Source organism: Hymenobacter busanensis, assembly GCF_008727865.1.
In the GTDB taxonomy this organism is placed as follows: domain Bacteria; phylum Bacteroidota; class Bacteroidia; order Cytophagales; family Hymenobacteraceae; genus Solirubrum; species Solirubrum busanense.
In genome coordinates this window covers 97,569-116,769 of sequence record NZ_VTWU01000006.1, presented here as the reverse complement: position 1 = coordinate 116,769, position 19,201 = coordinate 97,569, and the positions used below count along the sequence as shown (strand labels likewise).

At 63.5% G+C, this 19,201-nt stretch carries 19 protein-coding genes; 12 read left to right on the top strand and 7 right to left on the bottom strand.

The window, feature by feature from the left end:
• Window positions 1–32 precede the first annotated feature (32 nt).
• Both F0P96_RS16290 and moeB read right to left on the bottom strand, forming a co-directional pair.
• Window positions 33–1,196: a putative sulfate/molybdate transporter gene (locus F0P96_RS16290; protein WP_151079988.1), complete on the bottom strand. Its 1,164-nt coding sequence runs from the start codon at window positions 1,194–1,196 to the stop codon at window positions 33–35.
• A 2-nt stretch (window positions 1,197–1,198) separates the two neighbouring features.
• Window positions 1,199–2,299 (bottom strand): molybdopterin-synthase adenylyltransferase MoeB, encoded by a 1,101-nt coding sequence (gene moeB, locus F0P96_RS16285; RefSeq protein ID WP_151079987.1) that lies wholly within the window; start codon window positions 2,297–2,299, stop codon window positions 1,199–1,201.
• A gap of 188 nt (window positions 2,300–2,487) precedes the next feature.
• Here moeB and F0P96_RS16280 point away from each other — a divergent pair, with 188 nt between their 5' ends.
• The 4 genes from F0P96_RS16280 (at window position 2,488) to F0P96_RS16265 (ending at window position 6,841) form a co-directional block, all read left to right on the top strand.
• Window positions 2,488–3,021, top strand: a complete 534-nt coding sequence (locus tag F0P96_RS16280; protein ID WP_151079986.1) for a (2Fe-2S)-binding protein — start codon at window positions 2,488–2,490, stop codon at window positions 3,019–3,021.
• A gap of 81 nt (window positions 3,022–3,102) precedes the next feature.
• Complete coding sequence (locus F0P96_RS16275; RefSeq protein ID WP_151079985.1) at window positions 3,103–4,122, top strand: FAD binding domain-containing protein; 1,020 nt, start codon at window positions 3,103–3,105, stop codon at window positions 4,120–4,122.
• A gap of 8 nt (window positions 4,123–4,130) precedes the next feature.
• Window positions 4,131–6,362, top strand: coding sequence for a xanthine dehydrogenase family protein molybdopterin-binding subunit (locus F0P96_RS16270; RefSeq protein WP_151079984.1), 2,232 nt, complete (start codon window positions 4,131–4,133; stop codon window positions 6,360–6,362).
• Window positions 6,363–6,466: 104 nt separating this feature from the next.
• On the top strand, window positions 6,467–6,841 hold the full coding sequence (locus F0P96_RS16265; protein WP_151079983.1) for a hypothetical protein: 375 nt from the start codon (window positions 6,467–6,469) through the stop codon (window positions 6,839–6,841).
• 64 nt (window positions 6,842–6,905) lie between these two features.
• Here F0P96_RS16265 and F0P96_RS16260 read toward each other — a convergent pair whose 3' ends face one another.
• From F0P96_RS16260 to F0P96_RS16245, 4 genes are all read right to left on the bottom strand, one after another.
• Window positions 6,906–7,244 (bottom strand): potassium transporter KefB, encoded by a 339-nt coding sequence (locus tag F0P96_RS16260; protein ID WP_151079982.1) that lies wholly within the window; start codon window positions 7,242–7,244, stop codon window positions 6,906–6,908.
• An 86-nt stretch (window positions 7,245–7,330) separates the two neighbouring features.
• On the bottom strand, window positions 7,331–8,086 hold the full coding sequence (locus F0P96_RS16255) for a DoxX family protein (protein ID WP_151079981.1): 756 nt from the start codon (window positions 8,084–8,086) through the stop codon (window positions 7,331–7,333).
• Between the two features lie 133 nt (window positions 8,087–8,219).
• Complete coding sequence (locus tag F0P96_RS16250) at window positions 8,220–9,908, bottom strand: hypothetical protein (protein WP_201743875.1); 1,689 nt, start codon at window positions 9,906–9,908, stop codon at window positions 8,220–8,222.
• Window positions 9,909–9,936: 28 nt separating this feature from the next.
• Complete coding sequence (locus F0P96_RS16245; protein WP_151079979.1) at window positions 9,937–10,782, bottom strand: class I SAM-dependent methyltransferase; 846 nt, start codon at window positions 10,780–10,782, stop codon at window positions 9,937–9,939.
• Between the two features lie 266 nt (window positions 10,783–11,048).
• Between F0P96_RS16245 and F0P96_RS16240 the strand changes: the two genes are divergently transcribed.
• The 5 genes from F0P96_RS16240 to F0P96_RS16220 all read left to right on the top strand — a co-directional run bounded on the left by F0P96_RS16240 (window position 11,049) and on the right by F0P96_RS16220 (window position 15,372).
• On the top strand, window positions 11,049–12,266 hold the full coding sequence (locus tag F0P96_RS16240) for an XdhC family protein (RefSeq protein WP_160619907.1): 1,218 nt from the start codon (window positions 11,049–11,051) through the stop codon (window positions 12,264–12,266).
• Window positions 12,267–12,445: 179 nt separating this feature from the next.
• Window positions 12,446–13,453 (top strand): type I glyceraldehyde-3-phosphate dehydrogenase, encoded by a 1,008-nt coding sequence (gap, locus tag F0P96_RS16235; RefSeq protein WP_151079977.1) that lies wholly within the window; start codon window positions 12,446–12,448, stop codon window positions 13,451–13,453.
• Between the two features lie 148 nt (window positions 13,454–13,601).
• Complete coding sequence (locus F0P96_RS16230) at window positions 13,602–14,507, top strand: diacylglycerol/lipid kinase family protein (protein ID WP_151079976.1); 906 nt, start codon at window positions 13,602–13,604, stop codon at window positions 14,505–14,507.
• A 95-nt stretch (window positions 14,508–14,602) separates the two neighbouring features.
• A complete protein-coding gene (locus F0P96_RS16225; RefSeq protein ID WP_151079975.1) occupies window positions 14,603–14,950 on the top strand; it encodes a translation initiation factor in 348 nt (115 codons plus the stop codon).
• A 35-nt stretch (window positions 14,951–14,985) separates the two neighbouring features.
• Window positions 14,986–15,372: a DUF1622 domain-containing protein gene (locus F0P96_RS16220; RefSeq protein ID WP_151079974.1), complete on the top strand. Its 387-nt coding sequence runs from the start codon at window positions 14,986–14,988 to the stop codon at window positions 15,370–15,372.
• 29 nt (window positions 15,373–15,401) lie between these two features.
• Here F0P96_RS16220 and kdsB read toward each other — a convergent pair whose 3' ends face one another.
• Window positions 15,402–16,142 (bottom strand): 3-deoxy-manno-octulosonate cytidylyltransferase, encoded by a 741-nt coding sequence (gene kdsB, locus F0P96_RS16215; protein WP_151079973.1) that lies wholly within the window; start codon window positions 16,140–16,142, stop codon window positions 15,402–15,404.
• 333 nt (window positions 16,143–16,475) lie between these two features.
• On the opposite strand from kdsB, the gene F0P96_RS16210 reads away from it, so the two are divergent.
• The 3 genes from F0P96_RS16210 to F0P96_RS16200 all read left to right on the top strand — a co-directional run bounded on the left by F0P96_RS16210 (window position 16,476) and on the right by F0P96_RS16200 (window position 19,067).
• Entirely contained in the window at window positions 16,476–17,474 is a 999-nt protein-coding gene (locus tag F0P96_RS16210) for a LysM peptidoglycan-binding domain-containing protein (RefSeq protein ID WP_151079972.1), read from the top strand.
• 67 nt (window positions 17,475–17,541) lie between these two features.
• A complete protein-coding gene (locus tag F0P96_RS16205; RefSeq protein WP_151079971.1) occupies window positions 17,542–18,300 on the top strand; it encodes a TIGR02757 family protein in 759 nt (252 codons plus the stop codon).
• A gap of 155 nt (window positions 18,301–18,455) precedes the next feature.
• On the top strand, window positions 18,456–19,067 hold the full coding sequence (locus tag F0P96_RS16200; protein WP_151079970.1) for a DUF4136 domain-containing protein: 612 nt from the start codon (window positions 18,456–18,458) through the stop codon (window positions 19,065–19,067).
• The last annotated feature ends 134 nt before the right edge of the window (window positions 19,068–19,201 follow it).

The window sequence follows — 19,201 nt, the reverse complement described above, 5'->3', positions numbered from 1 at the left end:
AAGTGGAAAAGCGGGTGCCCAGCCCCACGAAGTTATTTGCCGAGCCCTACCCAACCGCGGCGCATGGCGTAATGCACGGCCGTGCCCACCGTCAGGCCCACGAGGTAGCCGTAGGGCAGGCCCCAGCACAACAGCCCCACGAGCAAGGCCACCAGCATAGCGGGTCTGGATTCGGCCACGTCGCGCAGCAGAGCAGCCAGCGTCAGGGCTTCGAAGAGCAGCAGCACGCCAAGGATGGGCAATGGGAATAGCTGCACCACTTGCGCAAAGCCTTGGCTGAACACAAGGCCCAGCACGAGAAACAGCAGGCCGTAAAGCACCACCGAGCCGCCGGTGCGCGCCCCGAAAGCATAGTGCCCTACCATGCCGCCCGAGCCGTGACACACCGGAAAGCCGCCCAGAAACGGATTTACCAAGTTCATCAGGGCGTAGGTGAAGCTGATCTGGCGCACCGTCAGGCCGCGCTCGGGAAAGTAATCGGCGGCTACCTGGTGGGTGGCCAGAATGGAGTTGCCGAGCGACAACGGAATCTGGGGCAGGGCCAGCAGCACGGCGCCGGTCAGGATGTCGGCGCGGGCGGGCAGGTGCCAGGTCGGCAAATGCAGCGCCACGGCGCGCTGGGCCGTGGCCAGATCGAGCTTGAACACCAGAGCATACACGATGCCTAGGGCAATGACAGCCAGCGCGGCCGGCCAGCGGCGGTGCCCCAGCAACACCACCGTCAGAGCAAAGGCAGCGGCAGCCAGGGCGTAGCCGGGCCACCCATCGGCGGGCACATATTCCTTGAGGGCCAGCGTGGCCAGCTGCAGCGCCAGGCCCAGCTGAATGCCGCGCACCACGGGCTTGGGCACCAGCCGCGCCAGGGCATCAATCAGCCCCGTGATGGTGAGCAGCAACATGGAAACGCCAATGGCCAGCCCGCCGCCGAAGATGATGCGGCCGGGAATCTTCTGGGCAATGACCAGGGCCGCAAAGGCTTTAAGGGGCTGCACCGGCATGGGCATGCCATACCACAGGCCCGAAAACACCTGCATCAGCCCAAACATGATCAGAATGCCTGCGCTGTCGGCGCCGGAGGCCGCAATGACGCCGATGAGCAGCGGCAAGTCGGTGCCCAAGTCGCCGAAGGCACCGGCCAGCTCGTGGCGGTCGAAGCGCAGGCGCGGACGGGTGGGGGGCGTGGCGGTTTGCGGCATGGTTAAGCTCCGAGCAAATCGGCGTCGCACGCGCTGATGCCGCCTTCGAGGTTGAGCAGGTTGGTGTAGCCGAAATCAGTCTGCAGCTGGGCCACGGCGCGGGCGCTGCGGGCACCGGAGCGGCAATACACCACCACGGTTTGGTGCTGCGGGATGGTGGCCGCGTTTTCGGCCAGGAGCCCCAGCGGCACCAATGTGGCACCGGGCAGGTGGCCGGCAGCGTATTCATCCGGTTCGCGCACGTCGAGCAGAAACGGCGGCGCGGCCGAATGCAGCAGGCGGCGCAGCTCGGCCACCGAAATGGGGGCTACGGCCGGTGGACACATGGCGTCGGTGTAATCGGTGGGGTTGGCCGTGTCGAGGTTGATGAGGCTGCGCTCGGGGTGGCGCGGAAACCGCAGGGCGCGGGATTGAAACGTTAGCGCGTCGATAACCCAGAGCCGGCCGCTGAGCACTTCGCCCAGGTCGAGCAGCACCTTGAGCGTTTCGGTGGCCTGGGCCGTGCCTACCAACCCCGGCAGCACGCCCAGCACGCCGGTAGTGTCGCAGTTGGGGGCTTCGGTGGGGCCGGGCGGCGCCGGAAACAGGCAACGGTAGGTAGGGCCGCCGCGGTAGTTGAACACCGACACCTGGCCTTCGAACTTGTAGATGGCGCCCGAAATCAGCGGTTTGCCCAAGCTCACGCAGGCGTCGTTGAGCAGGTAGCGGGTGGCAAAATTGTCGGTGCCGTCCACCACCGCGTCGTAGGCTGCTACCAAGGTGCACACGTTGCTGCGGTCGACGCGCAGGCTGTGAATTTCGCAAGCCACCAACGGGTTCAGGCGCTGCACGGCGCGGGCGGCGGTTTCGGCCTTGGGCTGACCGACGTCGGCCGGGCCGTAGAGAACCTGGCGCTGCAGGTTGCTGAGTTCCACTTGGTCGGCATCGGCAATGCCGAGGGTGCCCACGCCGGCGGCCGCCAGGTATTGCAGCACCGGGCAGCCCAGGCCCCCGGCCCCCACCACCAGCACCCGCGCTGCGCGTAGCCGCAACTGCCCGGCCTCCCCAATTTCGGCGAGCTGCAGGTGGCGGCGGTAGCGGTGGCGTTCGGGAGGCGTGAGCATGGCAGCAGTAAAGGCAGACGTTTCTCTATACCGGTAGGGAGGCCGAAAAAGATGCCATAATGCCCGCAAACTACGGCAAGCTCTACAACTAGTGCGGCAAATGGGCGTAAGGAAACATCTATGCCGAAGTGCGGCATGTCCATTCCGCCGCTTCGTCGAATCCCAAACCTTCTCACCCGCTTCGTGCTATGAGTGGAACGTCGACCCCCAAATCCGCCGGCCAATCTTTGCCGCCGCCCCCAGCCGCCCCTGTTACGCTGCGCATCAATGGTCAGGACCATCACCTGGAACTGGCGCCCTGGACCTCGCTGCTCGACGCCCTGCGCGAGTACGCCGGCCTGACGGGCACCAAGAAAGGCTGCGACCATGGCCAGTGCGGGGCCTGCACCGTGCTCGTCGACGGCAAGCGCATCAACAGCTGCCTCACGCTGGCCGTGCTCCAGGAAGGAGCCGACATTACCACCATCGAAGGCCTGGGCCAGGAAGGCAACCTGCACCCCCTGCAGCAGGCTTTCATCGACCACGACGCTTTTCAGTGCGGATACTGCACCCCGGGCCAGATTTGCTCGGCGCAGGGCCTCATCAACGAGGGCAAGGCCCACACCGAAGACGAAATTCGGGAATTGATGAGCGGTAACATCTGCCGTTGCGGGGCCTATGTGGGCATCCTCAACGCCGTGAAGGAAGTTGTAGATAAAAAGAGCATAGCACTCAGAAGCTAGAGCTGAGAAACAGCCGGCCCACCGCGTCTGGCCTTGCAGTCCAATCTACGTTCTCACCTCTTCGCTCTAAGCTCTACACCAATGAACCCCTTCACCCTCACACGCGCCGAGTCGGTCGATGCTGCCGTGCGCGACTTCAGCGGCCACGATAGTTCGGCTTACATCGGCGGCGGTACCAATCTGCTGGACTTGATGAAGGAAAACGTGGCCCGGCCCACGCACCTCGTCGGGCTCAACAAGCTGCCGCTCACCAGCATCGAAACCACCGCCGAGGGTGGCCTGCGCCTGGGCGCCACCGCCACTAACGCCGACACCGCCTGGCACCCCGATGTGCAGGCGCGCTACCCGCTGCTGAGCCAGGCCATTTTGGCCGGGGCCTCGCCGCAGCTGCGCAACATGGCCACCAACGGCGGCAACCTGATGCAGCGCACCCGCTGCTACTACTTCTACGATTTGGCCACGCCCTGCAACAAGCGGGAACCCGGCTCGGGCTGTTCGGCCATTGGCGGCTACAATCGCATCCACGCCATTCTGGGCGCTTCGGAGCAGTGCATTGCTACTCACCCCTCCGACATGTGTGTGGCCCTGGCCGCCCTGGAAGCCGTGGTGCACGTGCGCGGCAACGGCGGCGAGCGGCGCATCAAGTTCGAGGACTTCCACCGCCTGCCCGGCGACGCGCCCGAGCAGGACAACACCCTCAAAGCCGGGGAGCTGATAGTGGCCCTGGAGCTGCCTAAGAAGGGGTTTGAGAAAAACTTCAGCTACCTCAAGCTGCGCGACCGGACCAGCTACGCCTTTGCCCTGGTGTCGGTGGCGGCGGCCCTGGAGCTGGACGGCACCACCATTCGGGATGCTCGGCTGGCCCTGGGTGGCGTGGCCCACAAGCCCTGGCGCAGTCCCGCCGCCGAGGACCTGCTGAAGGGGCAGCCCGCTACCGAGGCCACGTTCCGCAAGGCCGCCGAGGCCTCTGTGGAAGGGGCCGTGGGACAGGGCGCCAACGACTTCAAGATTGAGCTGGCCCGGCGCGCCATTGTGCGGGCTCTGAAGCAGGCCGCCGCGGGCGGAAAGGCAACCAACGTATTCAACAACAGTAATCCGTGAGCAGCCCGATGAGCAGCACTACCAATCACGTCGGCAAAGCGCCGAGCCGCGTCGAAGGACCGGCCAAGGTAACCGGCGCGGCCAAGTACTCCGCCGAGTTCAACGTGCCCGACCTCGTGTACGGCTACGTGGTCAGCAGCCCCATTGCCAAAGGCAAAATCCTGAAAATCCACGCCGACAAGGTACTGGCTATACCGGGCGTGCTCCAGGTTTTCTCCCACGAAAACGTGCCCGGCCTGGCCTGGTTCGACAAGAGCTACAAGGACGACGTGGCCCCCGGCGGCTCGCCCTTCCGCCCCCTGCACGACGACGAGGTCAAGTTCAGCATGCAGCCCGTGGCCCTGGTCGTGGCCGATACCTTTGAGCTGGCGCGCTACGCGGCCAGCATCCTCGACATTGAGTACAAGGAGTCAACGCACGAAACCGACATCGAAGCCAAGCGCGACGACGGCCACGAGCCCGGCAAGGGCAAAACCGGCTACAAGCCGCCCGTGCGCCGCGGCAACGCCAACAAGGGTTTGGCTAAGGCCGAGCAGCATATCAAGCAGGAGTACATTCACGGGGCCCAGCACCACAACCCCATGGAACTGTTTGGGGCCACCGTGCACTACCACCCCAACGGCAAGCTGACCATCTACGACAAAACCCAGGGCGTCTACAACTGCCAGCAGTACGTCACCAAGGTGTTCGGGCTGAGCAAGGAGCAGGCCCGGGTGGTGAACCTGTACATGGGTGGCGGCTTCGGCGCGGGGCTGCGGCCCCAGTACGAGCTGTTTTTATCAGTGCTGGCCGCGCTGGAGCTGAAACGCTCGGTACGCCTCTCGCTCACCCGCCAGCAGATGTTCAGCTTCGGCCACCGCCCCCACACGCTGCAAACCGTGGAGATGGGCACCGGTCCCGACGGCGCTTTGCTCGGCCTCAAGCACTCGGCCCTGCACGAAACTTCGCGTTTCGAGGAGTACACCGAAAACGTGGTCAACTGGTCGGGCATGCTCTACAAGTGCCCCGACGTGCACCTCAACTACCAGGTGGCCGCGCTCGACGTGTACACGCCGCTCGACATGCGCGCCCCGGGCGCCGCCACCGGCTCCTTCGCGCTGGAAGTAGCCATGGACGAAATGGCCTACGCCGCCGGCCTCGACCCGCTGGAGTTCCGCCGCCGCAACTACGCCGAGGAAGACCAGAACGAGAACAAGCCCTTCAGCAGCAAAAAGCTGCGCGAAGCCTACGACGAAGGCGCCCGCCGCTTCGGCTGGGACAAGCGCCCGATGGCGCCGCGCGCCACCAAGGAAGGCAACATGCTGGTGGGCTGGGGCGTGGCCGGGGGCGTGTGGGATGCCTCCATGCAGAAAGCCGCCGCCAAGGCTACCATCACCGCCGACGGCAAACTGACGGTGAGCAGCGCCGCCGGCGAAAACGGCACCGGCACCTACACCATCATGACGCAGATTGCGGCCGAAACCCTGGGTCTGCCCATGGAGGCCGTTACGTTCAAGCTCGGTGACACCACGCTGCCCGAAGCGCCCGTGCAGGGCGGCTCCTGGACGGCCGCTTCGGTGGGCTCAGCCGTGAAAAGCACCTGCGAGGCCCTGGGCGAAAAGCTGCTCAAACTGGCCCAGAAGTTGGGCGACTCGCCCCTCAAGGGCGCCAAGTTCGAGGACGTGGAGTTCGTGAACGGCCAGATCCGCCTGCGCCAGGACCACGACCAAGCCGTGGTGCTGCGCGACGTGCTGCAAACCAGCGGGGAGCGGGAAATCGAAGCCGATTCCTCGGCCATGCCCAACCCGCTCACCATGCAGAAATACTCCATGCACTCCCACAACGTGGTGTTCGTGGAGGTGAAGGTGGACGAGGAATTGGGCACCGTACACGTGTCGCGGGTGCTGAACGTGGTGGCCGCCGGCCGCATCCTCAACCAGAAAACCGCCCGCTCGCAGGTGCTGGGCTCCATTGTGTGGGGCATCAGCATGGCCCTGATGGAAGAAACGGTGATGGACCACCGTTTTGGCCGTTACATGAACCACAACTACGCCGAATACCACGTGCCCGTCAACGCCGACATCCGCGACATCGAGGTGGTGTTCGTGGAGGAGGAAGACCCACACGTCAACCCGCTGGGCGTGAAAGGCATCGGCGAAGTAGGCCTGCTGGGCGTGGCCGCCGCCATTACCAACGCCGTGTACCACGCCACCGGCAAGCGCGTGCGCCAACTCCCGATTTACCTGGACAAGCTGCTGTAGTTGCGGCTGAAGCAGCAAATGAAAACGCCCCGGAGCCGCAGTGGTTTCGGGGCGTTTGTGGTTAATTTAACTGGTTCAATAGCAGAAACAAACTTGGATTGGCTATGGATGCTTTAAAAATCAAGAACACATCTGGTTTAGAGTTAGTCGTTACCACAGATGAGCCGGGAGACTATGGATCAGTCGGTGGAACAGACGACCTACCTTGGTGGTCGAATAACGACCCGTTGTGGAACGACTATCTGATGGCTACTACAGCAGAGTACAGGCCACACCTAGAACTGATCAAGAGAGCAATTGAGGAACTAGGCTGGGTTGGGGAAACGGCGGATAGAAAAGCCAACGATTGGTATTTCGTTTTCTCCGACGGAGTAGCCTTTGGGTACACGTGGCGGGAGTGGGGCGCCTTGATGTCGGCAATTGTAGGCCGGCAGGAAGGATATCTGGCTTACTACATGGACCACAAGAAATCGGAATAGGTGATCCAAGTGGCTCGTGAAGCGCTGCTCTCAATAACTTATGAGCAGGTATTGTTAAGGAATGTTAGTCCCAAAGACCGGTTACTGCAAAAGCCGCCACCAAGCTGATCCACAGCCCGGCGCAATAAGCCAGTGCCCAGAAGACGTTGGCCACTACCTTCTGCCAGCTACCCTGGCAGCGCAGGTAATCCAGCAGAAAGTACAGCAGGCCTCCGAAGGCACCCGCCACCGGCACCGTGAGTAGCGGCAGTATCGCCCAAAGGCCAAATTTTAGGTTTGCCCCGCTGGCAAAAACCGCCATGAACAGGGCAATCAGTACGAAGGCAAGGCCAGCACCCTGTGCTAAGCGTTTGCTCAAGGGGCTGGGGTGCAGGCTGGTCGGGAGGTGGGGTTGAGCAGTCATGGTTTTTTATTTGTGGTTGTTGATGTTGAGTCAGTTAGGCAGGCTTGGCAGATGCGTCGTCCAACTAGCTACCCAGGAGAGAAGGGCTAACGGACCACCGATGTACTAACTGCCGGCAGAGGTGGGCTGGCGGGGTCGTCGGGGGCTTGGCGGTACTCGGCCATTGCTTGGTCGAGCGGAATTCCTTGGTTGTGAATGCATTCACAGAACCGATTGCCCGCTTGGGTACGGGTGCCGCCTTTAAACTGCATGCGGCAATCGGCCAGGGTGTTGTAAGGCTTGATATCGAAGGAGGTAATGCCCACTACTACCAATGCGACGGTGGCCGCTACCCCAGCAAAAAAGGCCGTTGGGAACTTGTTGCTGCTATTCTGCGCCGGGAGGGCCGCCGGTGCGGGCGGCTGGGTGAAGGGAAAGAGAAATTTTATTCGGTCGTAATACCAGCAAAGCAGGTACAGGTTGGCCAGCACCATCAGCGGCGAGGTCAGCAGCGAGCCGTCAAAGCGCACCGCAAGCGACAGGATGCAAATGTTCAGGATGATGGGCAGGTACAGAACCGCCCCGAGCACGGCCGTGCCGGGTAGCAGCAACAAAAGCGCTGCCGTTACCTGCAGCACCCCGATAAAAGGGTAGTAGTAGCCGGTGTGGTGAAGGGCCTCCAGATAATGCCCCATCGGGTGGTTATTGGACAAGGACGTAAACCGCTCCCCCATAATTTTCACAAACCCCGACGGGATGAACCCCGCCGCTAACGCCACCCGGTTAAACACGGCGAAGTAGCGCAGCCAGCGGTTTTGCCTGGCTTGGGCATGTAGTCGGTCGAGGATTGAAGCCAGGTTCATGGGGAAGTAAGGGCGGCTGCGAATCGGAATGTTTATGCAAATCTATAAAGTTCTTTGAGTTTCAAAGTAGAAAACGAAAAATTTATTCCGTGGGTTGCAGACCAGCTCCAGACCTTGCAAGGTGGGGCGGGGATTAAATAATTCGGTCCTGTTTTTTCGCCAGGAAAGCCCGCGCTGCTGCCAGCTCCGGCCGGTTGGCACCGGGGGCCGCGGCCACTTCCGTCAACCGTTGAAAGTAGCGGTGCGCCTTGGCCAGGTTTCCGGTCTGCTCGGCGGCCACAGCTGCGCCGTATAAGCCATTAAACCGGTTCGGATGCTGCCGCAGGTCGGCTTCGTAGGCTTGCAGCGCCAGCCCCGGCTTGCCCAGCTGCAACAGCATGTCGGCCAGCAACTCCCGGGCTGGTAGTACTTCGGAAGGAGTTACGGGGTGCTTTTCGGTGTGGTCTTCCAGGTCGGCGGCGGCTTGCATCAGGCGCAGGGCTTCGGCGGAGTTGCGTTCGGCTAAGCGTATCCAGGCTTCGGCGCTCAGCAGTTGAATCTGCACCTGATTGGCCTTGTAGGCGTCTTTCAACTCCAGCAACGCCTGGTGCAGCCGGCGCATGTCGGCCAGTTCCGCGCGGGCCGAATCGAGCTGGCCCAGGTGCGCCTGGCCCAGAGCCCGGGCAAAATGAATGATGCTGTGCTGCCACGGATACTGCTGCCAGTCGAGGCTGCCGGGCTGCCGGGGAAGCCGGGCCGCCTGCGGCCACTGCTTGTTTTCGAGCACGTAGCGCGCAGGTATAGCCGCGTAGGCATACGCCACCTTGAAGTTCACCGGCGACACCCGGCTCAGGGTGTCGAGGTAGCGCCACTGGGCCCGTGCCAGCTGGTTTTCGCCCTTTTGCAAATAGGCGTAGGTCAGGTAGTCCAAGCCGTGCAACTCCTCGTCCCAGTGGGCTTTCAGGCCCGCACTTTCGGCGTAGCAGCGGGCCGAGGACGTGGCCGCCAGGTTGGACGCAATGCAGTCGTCCCAGAGCCCGAGCCGGGTGAAAATATGGGACGGCATGTGCAACGCATGCGCCGACGAGGGCGCGACGGACGCATATTTGCGCGCCGCCGACAAGGCCAGCGCGGCCAACTCCGGGTAGTCGTAGGTATGAATGAGGTAATGCAGAATGCCGGGGTGGTTTGGCTCGCCGGGGTACAGGGCCTGCAGCAGGGCGCCGGCCTTTTTCTGCCGGGCAAACGTCTTGTCGGCCGGGTCGGCGGCGGCATCCAGGGCCAAGGCGTAGAAAACGGTGGCTTCGCGGTCGGCGGGAAAATCGGCGTGGAGCTTGGCCATGGCTTGCTCAAACCGCAGGCTGCGCGCCCGGTGCTCCACCTGTTCCCAGTCTTGATAGAACGCGCCTAATGCCTGAATGAACGCGGCCTCCCGAGTGGTTTTGCGCGGCAGACGCTGGGCCAGGGCCAGGGCGGCGGCGCCTTTCTGCAGCTCAGGCGGGGAGGGCGGTGTCCAGAGCGGGTGGTAGCTGCACATGGCTACGCCCCAATAAGCCATGGCGCAGCCCGGTTCCCGGGCAATGATGCGGGCAAAAACCTTCTCGGCCTCGTCGTACTCAAAGGAGTGCAGCAGGGAAAGGGCGAGGTTGAAATCGGGCTGCACGCTGGCGGGGCACGACGTCTCAAACACCGCCGTGCCCAATTGCTGGTCGGCGGGGCCGCACATCGTCAGGTTGCCCTGCTTCAGGTCGATGGCGCGGATTTCGGCCGCCGTGGGCGCGTCGCCCCGGTTGGATTGGCGGCAGGCCGGAACAAGCAGGACACCCCCTAAAAGGCAAAGCAACTGAGCAATAGCTGGCAGGCCCTGCATCTTACTTCGTGCCCGATACGACCACCGTGCCGTAATCCAGCGCGGCCTGCTTGTCGGGGTATTGCTGGTCGACGCGGGCATACACTTCCTGCCTGATTTTCTCCCGGGTAGCCTCGTCGGCTTTGCTGAGGGCCATGACCACGGGCGCGGCCACTTCGTTCATAAACTGCCAGTAGGTGTCGTTGCTGCCGCAACGCAGCTTGCCGGTTATTTCCTTTTCCGTCACCTGCTGGAAACCGGCTTGCCGAAACAGCTCGGAAAGAAAACCCGGGCCAGCGCAGCGGAACATGCCCGGCGCGCCGGGCGGCGGCGTGGGCACTTCTATGTTCTGACCGATGGTGCCCATGATGGCGGTAATCCACGCATTCTGAGTGGGCGGACCCCACACCGCCGCCGCCAGACGCCCGCCGGGCTTCAGCACGCGGCGCATTTCCTGGGCGGCCACCAGCATGTCGGGAAAAAACATGAAGCCGAAGCGGCAGCTCACCGCATCGAACGTGTCGTCGGGGAAAGGCAGCTCGCACACGTCGCAAGCCACGGTTTCGTAGTTGCGGATGCCCTGAGCCGTGGCTTTGTCGCGGGCCACGGCCAGCATGTCCTCGGCCAGATCGGTAATGACGACTTTGCCGTCCTTGGCCAGCGAGGCGATACTCAGGCCCGGCTCCCCGGTACCGGCAGCCACGTCGAGCACCAGGTCGGTGGGTTTGATGTGCAGGGACCGGATGATTTCGTCGCCCATGGGCCGCAGCCAGTCCATGGTGAAATCGTCCCACTTGCGCCAGCCGGCCGAAAACTTGTTCCAGGTGGCTTTCTGCTGTTCGCGAATCTGTTCAAGTTGAGCTTCCATACCGTTTGAAGAATGATGATTGAGGAAAAAAACGGTGGTGGCCTTCCTGGCCGGAAGGGTAGGGCTGCAGCGCGCTTCGGGTTTATCCAATATAGATTTTTAAGAATAAATATCCATGCCGCCGCTCGTTCGCGGCCGCTATGCAGGCAACCGCCCGCCGCGCCCCGGCGTACTTCCCCGAACGCCATCCTGTTGCCGCCACCGGCTGGCTTCGTTGCGCGCGGCGCTTCTCGATTACGCACAACCTCGTCGGCCCTACCTGCCTTATGACTGAACTGCAACGCCTGCTGACTGCCTACGACGACTACCGCGCCGCCGGCCGCGCCTGTGCCCTGGCCACGGTCGTGGAAGTGGACGGCTCGGCTTACCGCCGCCCCGGCGCCCGTATGCTCGTCACCGACGACGGCCAGCTCACCGGCGCCATCAGCGGGGGCTGCCTCGAAGGCGACGCCCGCCAACGTGCCCGCCAGGCCCTGCAGCGCCGCCAGCCCACGCTCGTTACCTACGACACCAGCGACGAAGACGACCCCCGGCACGGCCTCGGCCCCGGCTGCCAGGGCGTGGTGCGCATTCTGCTGGAGCCCCTCGATTTTCAGGACCCCGACAACCCGTTGGAGCTGCTGCGCGGCTTCGCCCAGCACCCCGAGCCGGCCGTGCTGGCCACCGTATTTCGCTGTGCCGCCGGGCAAGCCCTGGCCGATTTGGGGCAGCGGCTGCTGCTGATGCCCGACGGACAGGTGCGCGGCTCCGCCCTCGACAACCTCGACCTTACCGCCTACATCCGCCGCGACGCCGACCACGCCCGCGCCCAGGATCAGTCCCTTATTCGCGAATACCCGGCCCCGGGCGGCGGCACGGTGCGGGTTTTCCTGGAAGTGCTGCGCCCGCCGCTGCGCCTCACCGTGTACGGGGCCGGCAACGACGCCCAGCCGCTGGTGCGCCTTGCTGCCACGCTCGGCTGGCACGTGACGGTGGTGGACGGCCGCCCGCGCCAGGCAGCTCCAGAGCGTTTCTCCGAGGCCGCCGCGGTGCGCGTGGTGCCGCTGGCCGACGTGCCCGCCTTGCCGCTCACCACCGATTATGCCGTGCTGCTCACCCACAACTACGCCTACGACCTGGCCGTGCTGCAATGCCTGCTGGCGGCGCCCACGGCGTACATCGGCTTGTTGGGACCCCGCCAGAAAGCCGCTCGGCTGCTGGAAGAGCTGACGCAGGCAGTGCCCGATGCGGCTACCCAACTGCGCGGCCGCCTCTACAGCCCCATTGGCCTGAATGTGGGCGCCGAGACGCCGGAGGAAATTGCGCTGTCCATTGTGGCTGAAATTCAGGCGGTGCGGCAGGGGCGGACCGGCGGCATGCTCACCCACTCCCACGAGCCAATTCACGCCCGCCAGGCCGACGTATCCGCGTCCGATTCGGAGACGACCATGCCGCTGGCCCGCTACCGCCACGTGGTTGTATCCGAGCCGAGTTGTGGGGTATAAAGCGGCGGCAGACGAGGTAGGGGCCGGCTTGAGCGGCGGCCATTCGGGGCGGCCCAAAGATGCTGTCGGGGCACGTACTGACGGCCAATTTGGTTTTCATTTCGAGCCGCGTACCTTCGTCCGCGCATTCTCACCTGTCGGTCCAGTGCGTGGGCCGCTAACTCTTTTCTTCCCCAATTATGGCTAAAATCAAAGTTGCCATCAACGGCTTCGGCCGCATTGGCCGCCTGACGTTTAAGTCGTTGCTGAGCCGCCCCGACGTGGAAGTGGTGGCCATCAACGACCTGACCGACAACAAGACGCTGGCGCACCTGCTCAAGTACGACTCGGTGCACGGCCGCTTCGATGGCACGGTGGAATACGACGAGAACAGCCTGACTGTGAACGGCCAGCACATTGCCGCCCTCGCCGAGCGCGACCCGAAGTTGCTTCCCTGGGGCGACATGGGCGTGGACGTGGTACTGGAATCGACCGGCCGCTTCACCGACGAAGCCGGCGCAGGCCAGCACCTCACCGCCGGTGCCAAGAAAGTGGTTATTTCGGCTCCCGCTACCGGCAACATTCCCACGGTAGTACTGGGTGTAAACGAAAACATTCTGACCGGCGACGAAACGATTCTGTCGAACGCCTCCTGCACCACCAACTGCCTGGCCCCGATGGCCAAGGCGCTGGACGATGCATTCGGCATTGAGAAAGGCTACATCACCACGGTGCACGCCTACACCTCCGACCAGAACTTGCAGGACGCGCCCCACAAAGACCTGCGCCGCGCCCGCGCCGCCGCCTACAGCATCATCCCGACTTCGACGGGTGCTGCCAAGGCTGTGGGCCTGGTGCTGCCCCACCTGAAGGGCAAGCTCGACGGTGTGGCCATGCGCGTGCCCATTCCAGACGGCTCGATGACCGACCTGACGGTGGTACTGAAAAAGGAAGTGACGAAGGACGAGGTTAACGCCGCCCTGAAAAAGGCCGCCGATGGCCCGCTGAAAGGCATCCTGGAGTACACCACCGACCCCATCGTGAGCATCGACATCGTGGGCAACCCCCACTCGTGCATCTTCGACTCGGAGCTGACCTCGTGCAACGGCACGCTGGTGAAAGTGGTGGGCTGGTACGACAACGAAACCGGCTACTCGACCCGCACCGCCGACCTGATCGAGAAACTCGGCCAGATGAAAAAGCAGTAAGCCGCTCCGCTTGCTCCTGCCGACGCCCGCTCTGCCTTCCCGGCGGGGCGGGCGTCGTTGCGTATATCCATGTGACTACCACCGGGCGTTTGGCGCCGGCCGTGCATCTTTGCCCACCGGCTCAGCCGCTGCGCTTCTTCGTGCCTCTATGACGCCCAACCTGTCTCGCCTGTGTTTCATCTTTAACCCGATTTCGGGCACCAACCGAAACTTCGATTTGCAGGGCTTGCTGAACCAGGTGCTCAGTAAGGATTACGCCCTGCACTACGAAATCAGGCCTACGCAGTACGCCGGCCACGCCGAAGAGCTGGCCCGCGAAGCTGCCGCCCAAGGCTACGGCATTGTGGTGGCCGTGGGCGGCGACGGCACCGTGAACGAAGTGGGGCGGGGCCTGTTGGGCACCGGCGCGGCTATGGCGGTGTTGCCGCGCGGCTCGGGCAACGGCCTGGCCCGGCACCTGGGCATTCCGCTGCGGCCCGAAGCTGCCGTGGCCCTGCTGCGCCGCCCGCGCGTGCTGCCCATCGACGTGGGGCGGCTGAACGGCCGGCCGTTTTTCTGCACCGCCGGGCTGGGTTTTGATGCCCACGTGAGCCGCTGCTTTGCCGAAGCCGGCACCCGCGGCCTAAGCACCTACGTGCGCGTGGCCCTGCGCGAGTACCAACGATACCGTCCGTGTCCGGTGGAAATAACGCTGGGAGACAAGCACATTCAAACCGACTGCTACGTGCTGGCTTTTGCCAATGCCGCGCAGTACGGCAACAACGCCTACATCGCGCCGCTGGCTGATATTCGCGACGGGCTGCTCGATGTGTGTTTGATCAACCAGCTGCCCTTCACGCGTGCCATTCGGGTGGCGTATGGGCTGGCGGCGGGCAACCTGCCGACCTCAGGCGCCGCCGACTACCACACGGCCCAGACCGTGCACGTGCGCGCCGAGCAAGCCCTGGGTTTTCACCTCGACGGCGACTACGCCGGCGACGCCACCGACTTTACCGTCGCCCTGGAGCCTTTGGCGCTGCCGGTGGTGGTAGGGGAAGGGTTTGAAGTCAAGTAAATTGTCAAATGGTTTGATGGCAACATGGCTGGCCGTTCTGAGAACAGAAAAATGAACAGCCATGTAGCCATCCAGCCATTCACCCACTACATACCATGAGCAAGAAACACGGCAACCGGGAGGGCGTGGTGTATTCCACCAACCCCGATTTCGAATACCAACAGGACGAGCCGGCCGAAACCACCACGCTGCCCCCACAACAGCAACAGCTGCGCGTGCAGCTCGACAAGAAGCAGCGCGGGGGCAAACAAGTGACGCTGATAACTGGCTTCCGCGGCACCGAGGACGATCTGCAAACCCTTGGTAAGCTGCTCAAAACCAAGTGCGGCGTGGGCGGCAGCGCCAAAGACGCCGAAATCCTCATCCAGGGCGATGTGCGCGAGAAAGTGATGGGCGAGTTGGTGAAGCTTGGCTACAAGAACACCAAGCGCATTGGCGGCTAGCCCGCGGACGGTCGAGTTACGGCTACCAAACCGGTATGAAGCAGTTTGAGCTGATAGAGGCCCATGTGCGCGGCGCCGTGCAATGGTTGAAGCTGGGTGTGGAAGCGGTAGGCGCGGGTGTTATCGGCATGGGTATTCTCATGGCACTGGGGCAGTTGCTGCCCATGCTGCTGCGGCGCCGCACCGCCAATTTTACGGCCGTGCGCCTCTCGCTGGCGCGCTACCTGGCCTTGGCGCTGGAGTTTCAGCTGGGCGCCGACATCCTTTCCACCGCCATTGCCCCAAGCTGGCAGCAGATTGGCCAGTTGGGAGCTATTGCCGTGATTCGCACCGTACTGAACGTATTTCTCTCGAAGGAAATGCGCGAAGAACAAGCCTCGGTGGCCGAAGAGCACGTGGTATCGAAAACCGAACAGCCGTGAAAGGCTGCACACCAGTGTCGGCAATGGCGCTAGGAGGCCAGATGCGCCAACGCCCGTTCCACGTCCTTGGGCGTGTCGATGCCGATGGTTTCCAGCTCGGTTTCGGTGGTGTGAATATCGAAGCCGTGGCTTAGCCAGCGGAGCTGCTCCAGCGACTCGGCCAATTCCAGCGGGGCGGGGCTGAGCCGCGTGAGCTGCTGCAATACGGCCGGGCGGTAGGCATACATGCCGATGTGGCGCAGGTAGCGGTGGTGCTGCCGCCACTCGGCCACGGGGTATTGCCGCAGGTAGGGAATGGGGTGGCGGCTGAAATACAAGGCCTTGCCATCGGCGCGCAACACCACTTTGGGTAGGTGCGGGCTGAGCAGTTCCTCGTCGGACAGCACCGGCTTCACCAGCGTGGCAATCTGCGTTACGGGCTCGTGAAACAACGCGAGCAGGGCGTTGATTTGGGCCGGGTGAATGAACGGCTCGTCGCCTTGGATATTGACCACGCAATCGGCCTCGATGCCCAGCTGCTGGTAGGCTTCCCACACGCGGTCGGTGCCGCTGGGGTGGTCGGGGTGCGTGAGCACCGCCTCGCCGCCAAAGCCGTGCACGTGGTCGAAGATGCGCTGGTCGTCGGTAGCCACCACCACCCGGTGGAGGTTGGCCTGCTGCACCTGCTCCACCACCCGCTGAATCATGCTTTTGCCGCCGATGTCGACCAAGGGCTTGCCAGGCAGACGGGTAGAGGCAAAACGGGCGGGAATGATACCGATACTGAGCATGAGTGGGGAAATGAGTATGACGAGGCAGGGCGGTGCCGCCTGCCACCGGGCGGCGAATGGGGCTTGGCCGGGCGAAAGGAGGGCTTAGGGGCTACAAAGCTAGCAGGTTGTGCTACTTGGGCGCGGTGGTGCCGCACCAGTACACCCCGCAGGCCGGGCGGCTGCCGCACCGGGTTTGCCGCCGCGCTTTATTGGCACGAAAGTGGCCTGCGGGCGGTTGCCACGGGCAGATTTCTGTATCTTTCGGCAGCGCGGGCGCTCTACCACCAGACGTTCCCGTTGGATTTGCTGCCGATTTCTGCGCCCAACGCCCGTGCCGTGCGCCTGCTCCGTATGACCCGCTTAGCCCACCGACTCCTCGCGTTTTCCGCCTTCCTGCTTCCCTTCGCCGCCACCGCCTTGCCCGCGTCTCCGCCCGATTCGGTGGGCGTGGTGGTTCGCCAGAACAAAACCTTTGTGCGCCACCGCGTGGCCCCCGGCGAAACCCTCTACGGCATTGCCCGCCGCTACCACGTGAGCGTGGAGCAACTGATGGAAGCCAACCCCACGGTGAAAGGGGCCTTGGTGTCGGGCCAGGAAATTTTGGTGCCGCGCGTGCGGGCGGTGCTGCCCGCCTCCGGCGGAACCGCTGCCAAACCAGCGGCTTCCCCGGCCGAGGCTGACGGCTCGGCCGCGGCCCGCAAGCTGCCCACCGATGCCCAGGGCAACCACATTTACAAAGTGGCGCCCGGCCAAACGCTGTTTGCCATTGCCCGCAAGTTCGATGTGAGTGCCGCCGAGCTGCAGCGGCTCAACAAGCTGCCCGGTGGCGCCGTGCGCTCGGGCCAGACGCTCATCATTGTAGCGGCCGCCGGTGCACCTGCCTCGGCGCCCGAGCCTGTGGCCGCAGCCACGCCCAAACCCAAGCCCGCCACCCGTCCCGAGCAGGAAGATGCGGCCGAGGAGCCGGAAAAGAAGCCGGTGCGCACCGAGGAGGAAGCCGATAAGGCGCCCGTGACTACGCCCGTCGTAACACCTGCCGAGGAAGGGCCCAAAGAGCCCACCCGCGCCAGCGAAGTGGTGCGCAAAGTGAGGGAAAGCGGGTTGGCCGCGGTTATCGAAGGCGGTAATTCGGAGAAATACCTCGCCCTGCACAAAACCGCGCCCGTGGGCACCTTCATGATGGTGCGCAACATCATGAACGGCCAAACGGTGTACGTGCGCGTCATTGGCAAGCTGCCCGACACCGGCGACAACGCCAGCGTGCTGATTCGCCTCTCGCGCAGAGCCGTGGCCAAACTCAACACGCCCGATCAGCGCTTCCGGGTGGAGACGTCGTACCTGCTGGAGTAATCCTCGCCTCCACATTTGATTTGCGGAAAGCCCGACCTTCGTCGGGCTTTCTGTTTGCCGACTTTCCGTGACCCACGCCCAGATACACGCCCTGCTGGAGGACCGCTACCGCCGGTACGATCAGCCCGCTTTCATCGCGCCCGACCCTATCAGCTTGCCGCACCGCTTCTCGCTGAAGCAGGACGTAGAAATCAGTGCCTTGTTTGCGGCCCTGCTGGCTTGGGGCAAGCGCAGCATCATTCTGAACAAAGGGGCGGAACTGCTGGCCCGCATGGACAATGCGCCCTACGAGTTCATCCGGCACCATCAGGACGATGACCTGCGCCGGCTGGAGCGGTTTTGCCACCGCACGTTCTGCGACACCGACCTGCTGTACTTCGTGCACTGGCTGAACTGGTACTACCAACAGCATGACTCGCTGGAAGACGCGTTTCTGAACGGCGCGACCCAGCGGGAGCGGCTCATCAACTTCCACAACCTGTTCTTTAGCCTGCCCGACGCGCCCGAGCGCACCCGCAAGCACGTGGCCACACCGGCCCGCAACTCGGCCTGCAAGCGTGTGAACATGTACCTGCGCTGGATGGTGCGCCGCGACGAGTACGGCGTCGATTTCGGCCTCTGGCAGCGCCTCTCGCCCGCCGACCTCGTCTGCCCCCTCGACGTGCACGTGGAGCGCGTAGCCCGGCGCCTCGGTCTGCTCACCCGCAAGCAAACCGACTGGCAGGCCGCCACGGAGCTGACCGACAACCTGCGCCAGTTCGACCCCGCCGACCCGGTGAAGTACGACTTCGCGCTGTTTGGGCTGGGTATTGACGAGAAGTTTTAGCTGGCACGCCTTTCCCTCGGTTGCCCGGTGTCGGCTGCGCGCGGGAAGGATAGAAGTAGGATACAGCGGGGCTTCATGGGGTTTTGGGGGTAACCAGCTGGCTACGAGTTCGTACGTTGAGAATCAGTATTCTCCAACGCACACCACCACACCTCATGAAAATTCTTCGTTTAGCTGCCGGTCTGTTATTGAGCGGCGCCCTGGCCGCAGGCTGCGCCTCATCCGATTCGTCTGCCGTGGAAGTCGGCAGCACCCAGGCTGGCGGCGCCGATGTGTCGAGCGGGCCGTACATCGACATGACTGGCAACAGCAGCAACTTCCGCTCCTACAAAACCTACGGCTGGGCTTCGCAGGTGATGGACAGCCAGAACAATTCGTATTTCCTCAACGACGCGGCCTACAAAACCCGCATCAAAGACGCGGTAGAACACGAGCTGAATGCGCGAGGCTATACTTACCAAGCCTCCAACCCCGATTTCATGGTCAACTTTCGGGTGTTCGATCAGCCCACCGAAATCAAGAACCCGAGCAACTACGGGCAGGGCTTTTGGACGAACAACGAGGCCCGCGGCTTCTCTGCCCGCCCCACCTACAAGCTCGATGCCGGCAGCCTGATTGTGCAGCTGGTGGACGTGAAAGGGGGCGACCTGGTGTGGCAAGGCTACGCGTCGGGGCTGCTCAACGGCGACCAGATGGACAAAGAAGCCACCCGCATCGACAAGGCAGTGTCGGATGTGTTTGAACGCTACAGCTACAACGCCCGCTAAGCTACCTACTGCTTTCAATTGGCAAGTTAAAGCCCGCGCCTCGGCCGGGCTTTTTTGTACTCCGAAAGCTGCTTCCGGCTTCGAAGCCACGGCTGCGAAGCTCACCGTGCCACAGGCCCTCCCACCGGCGCGGC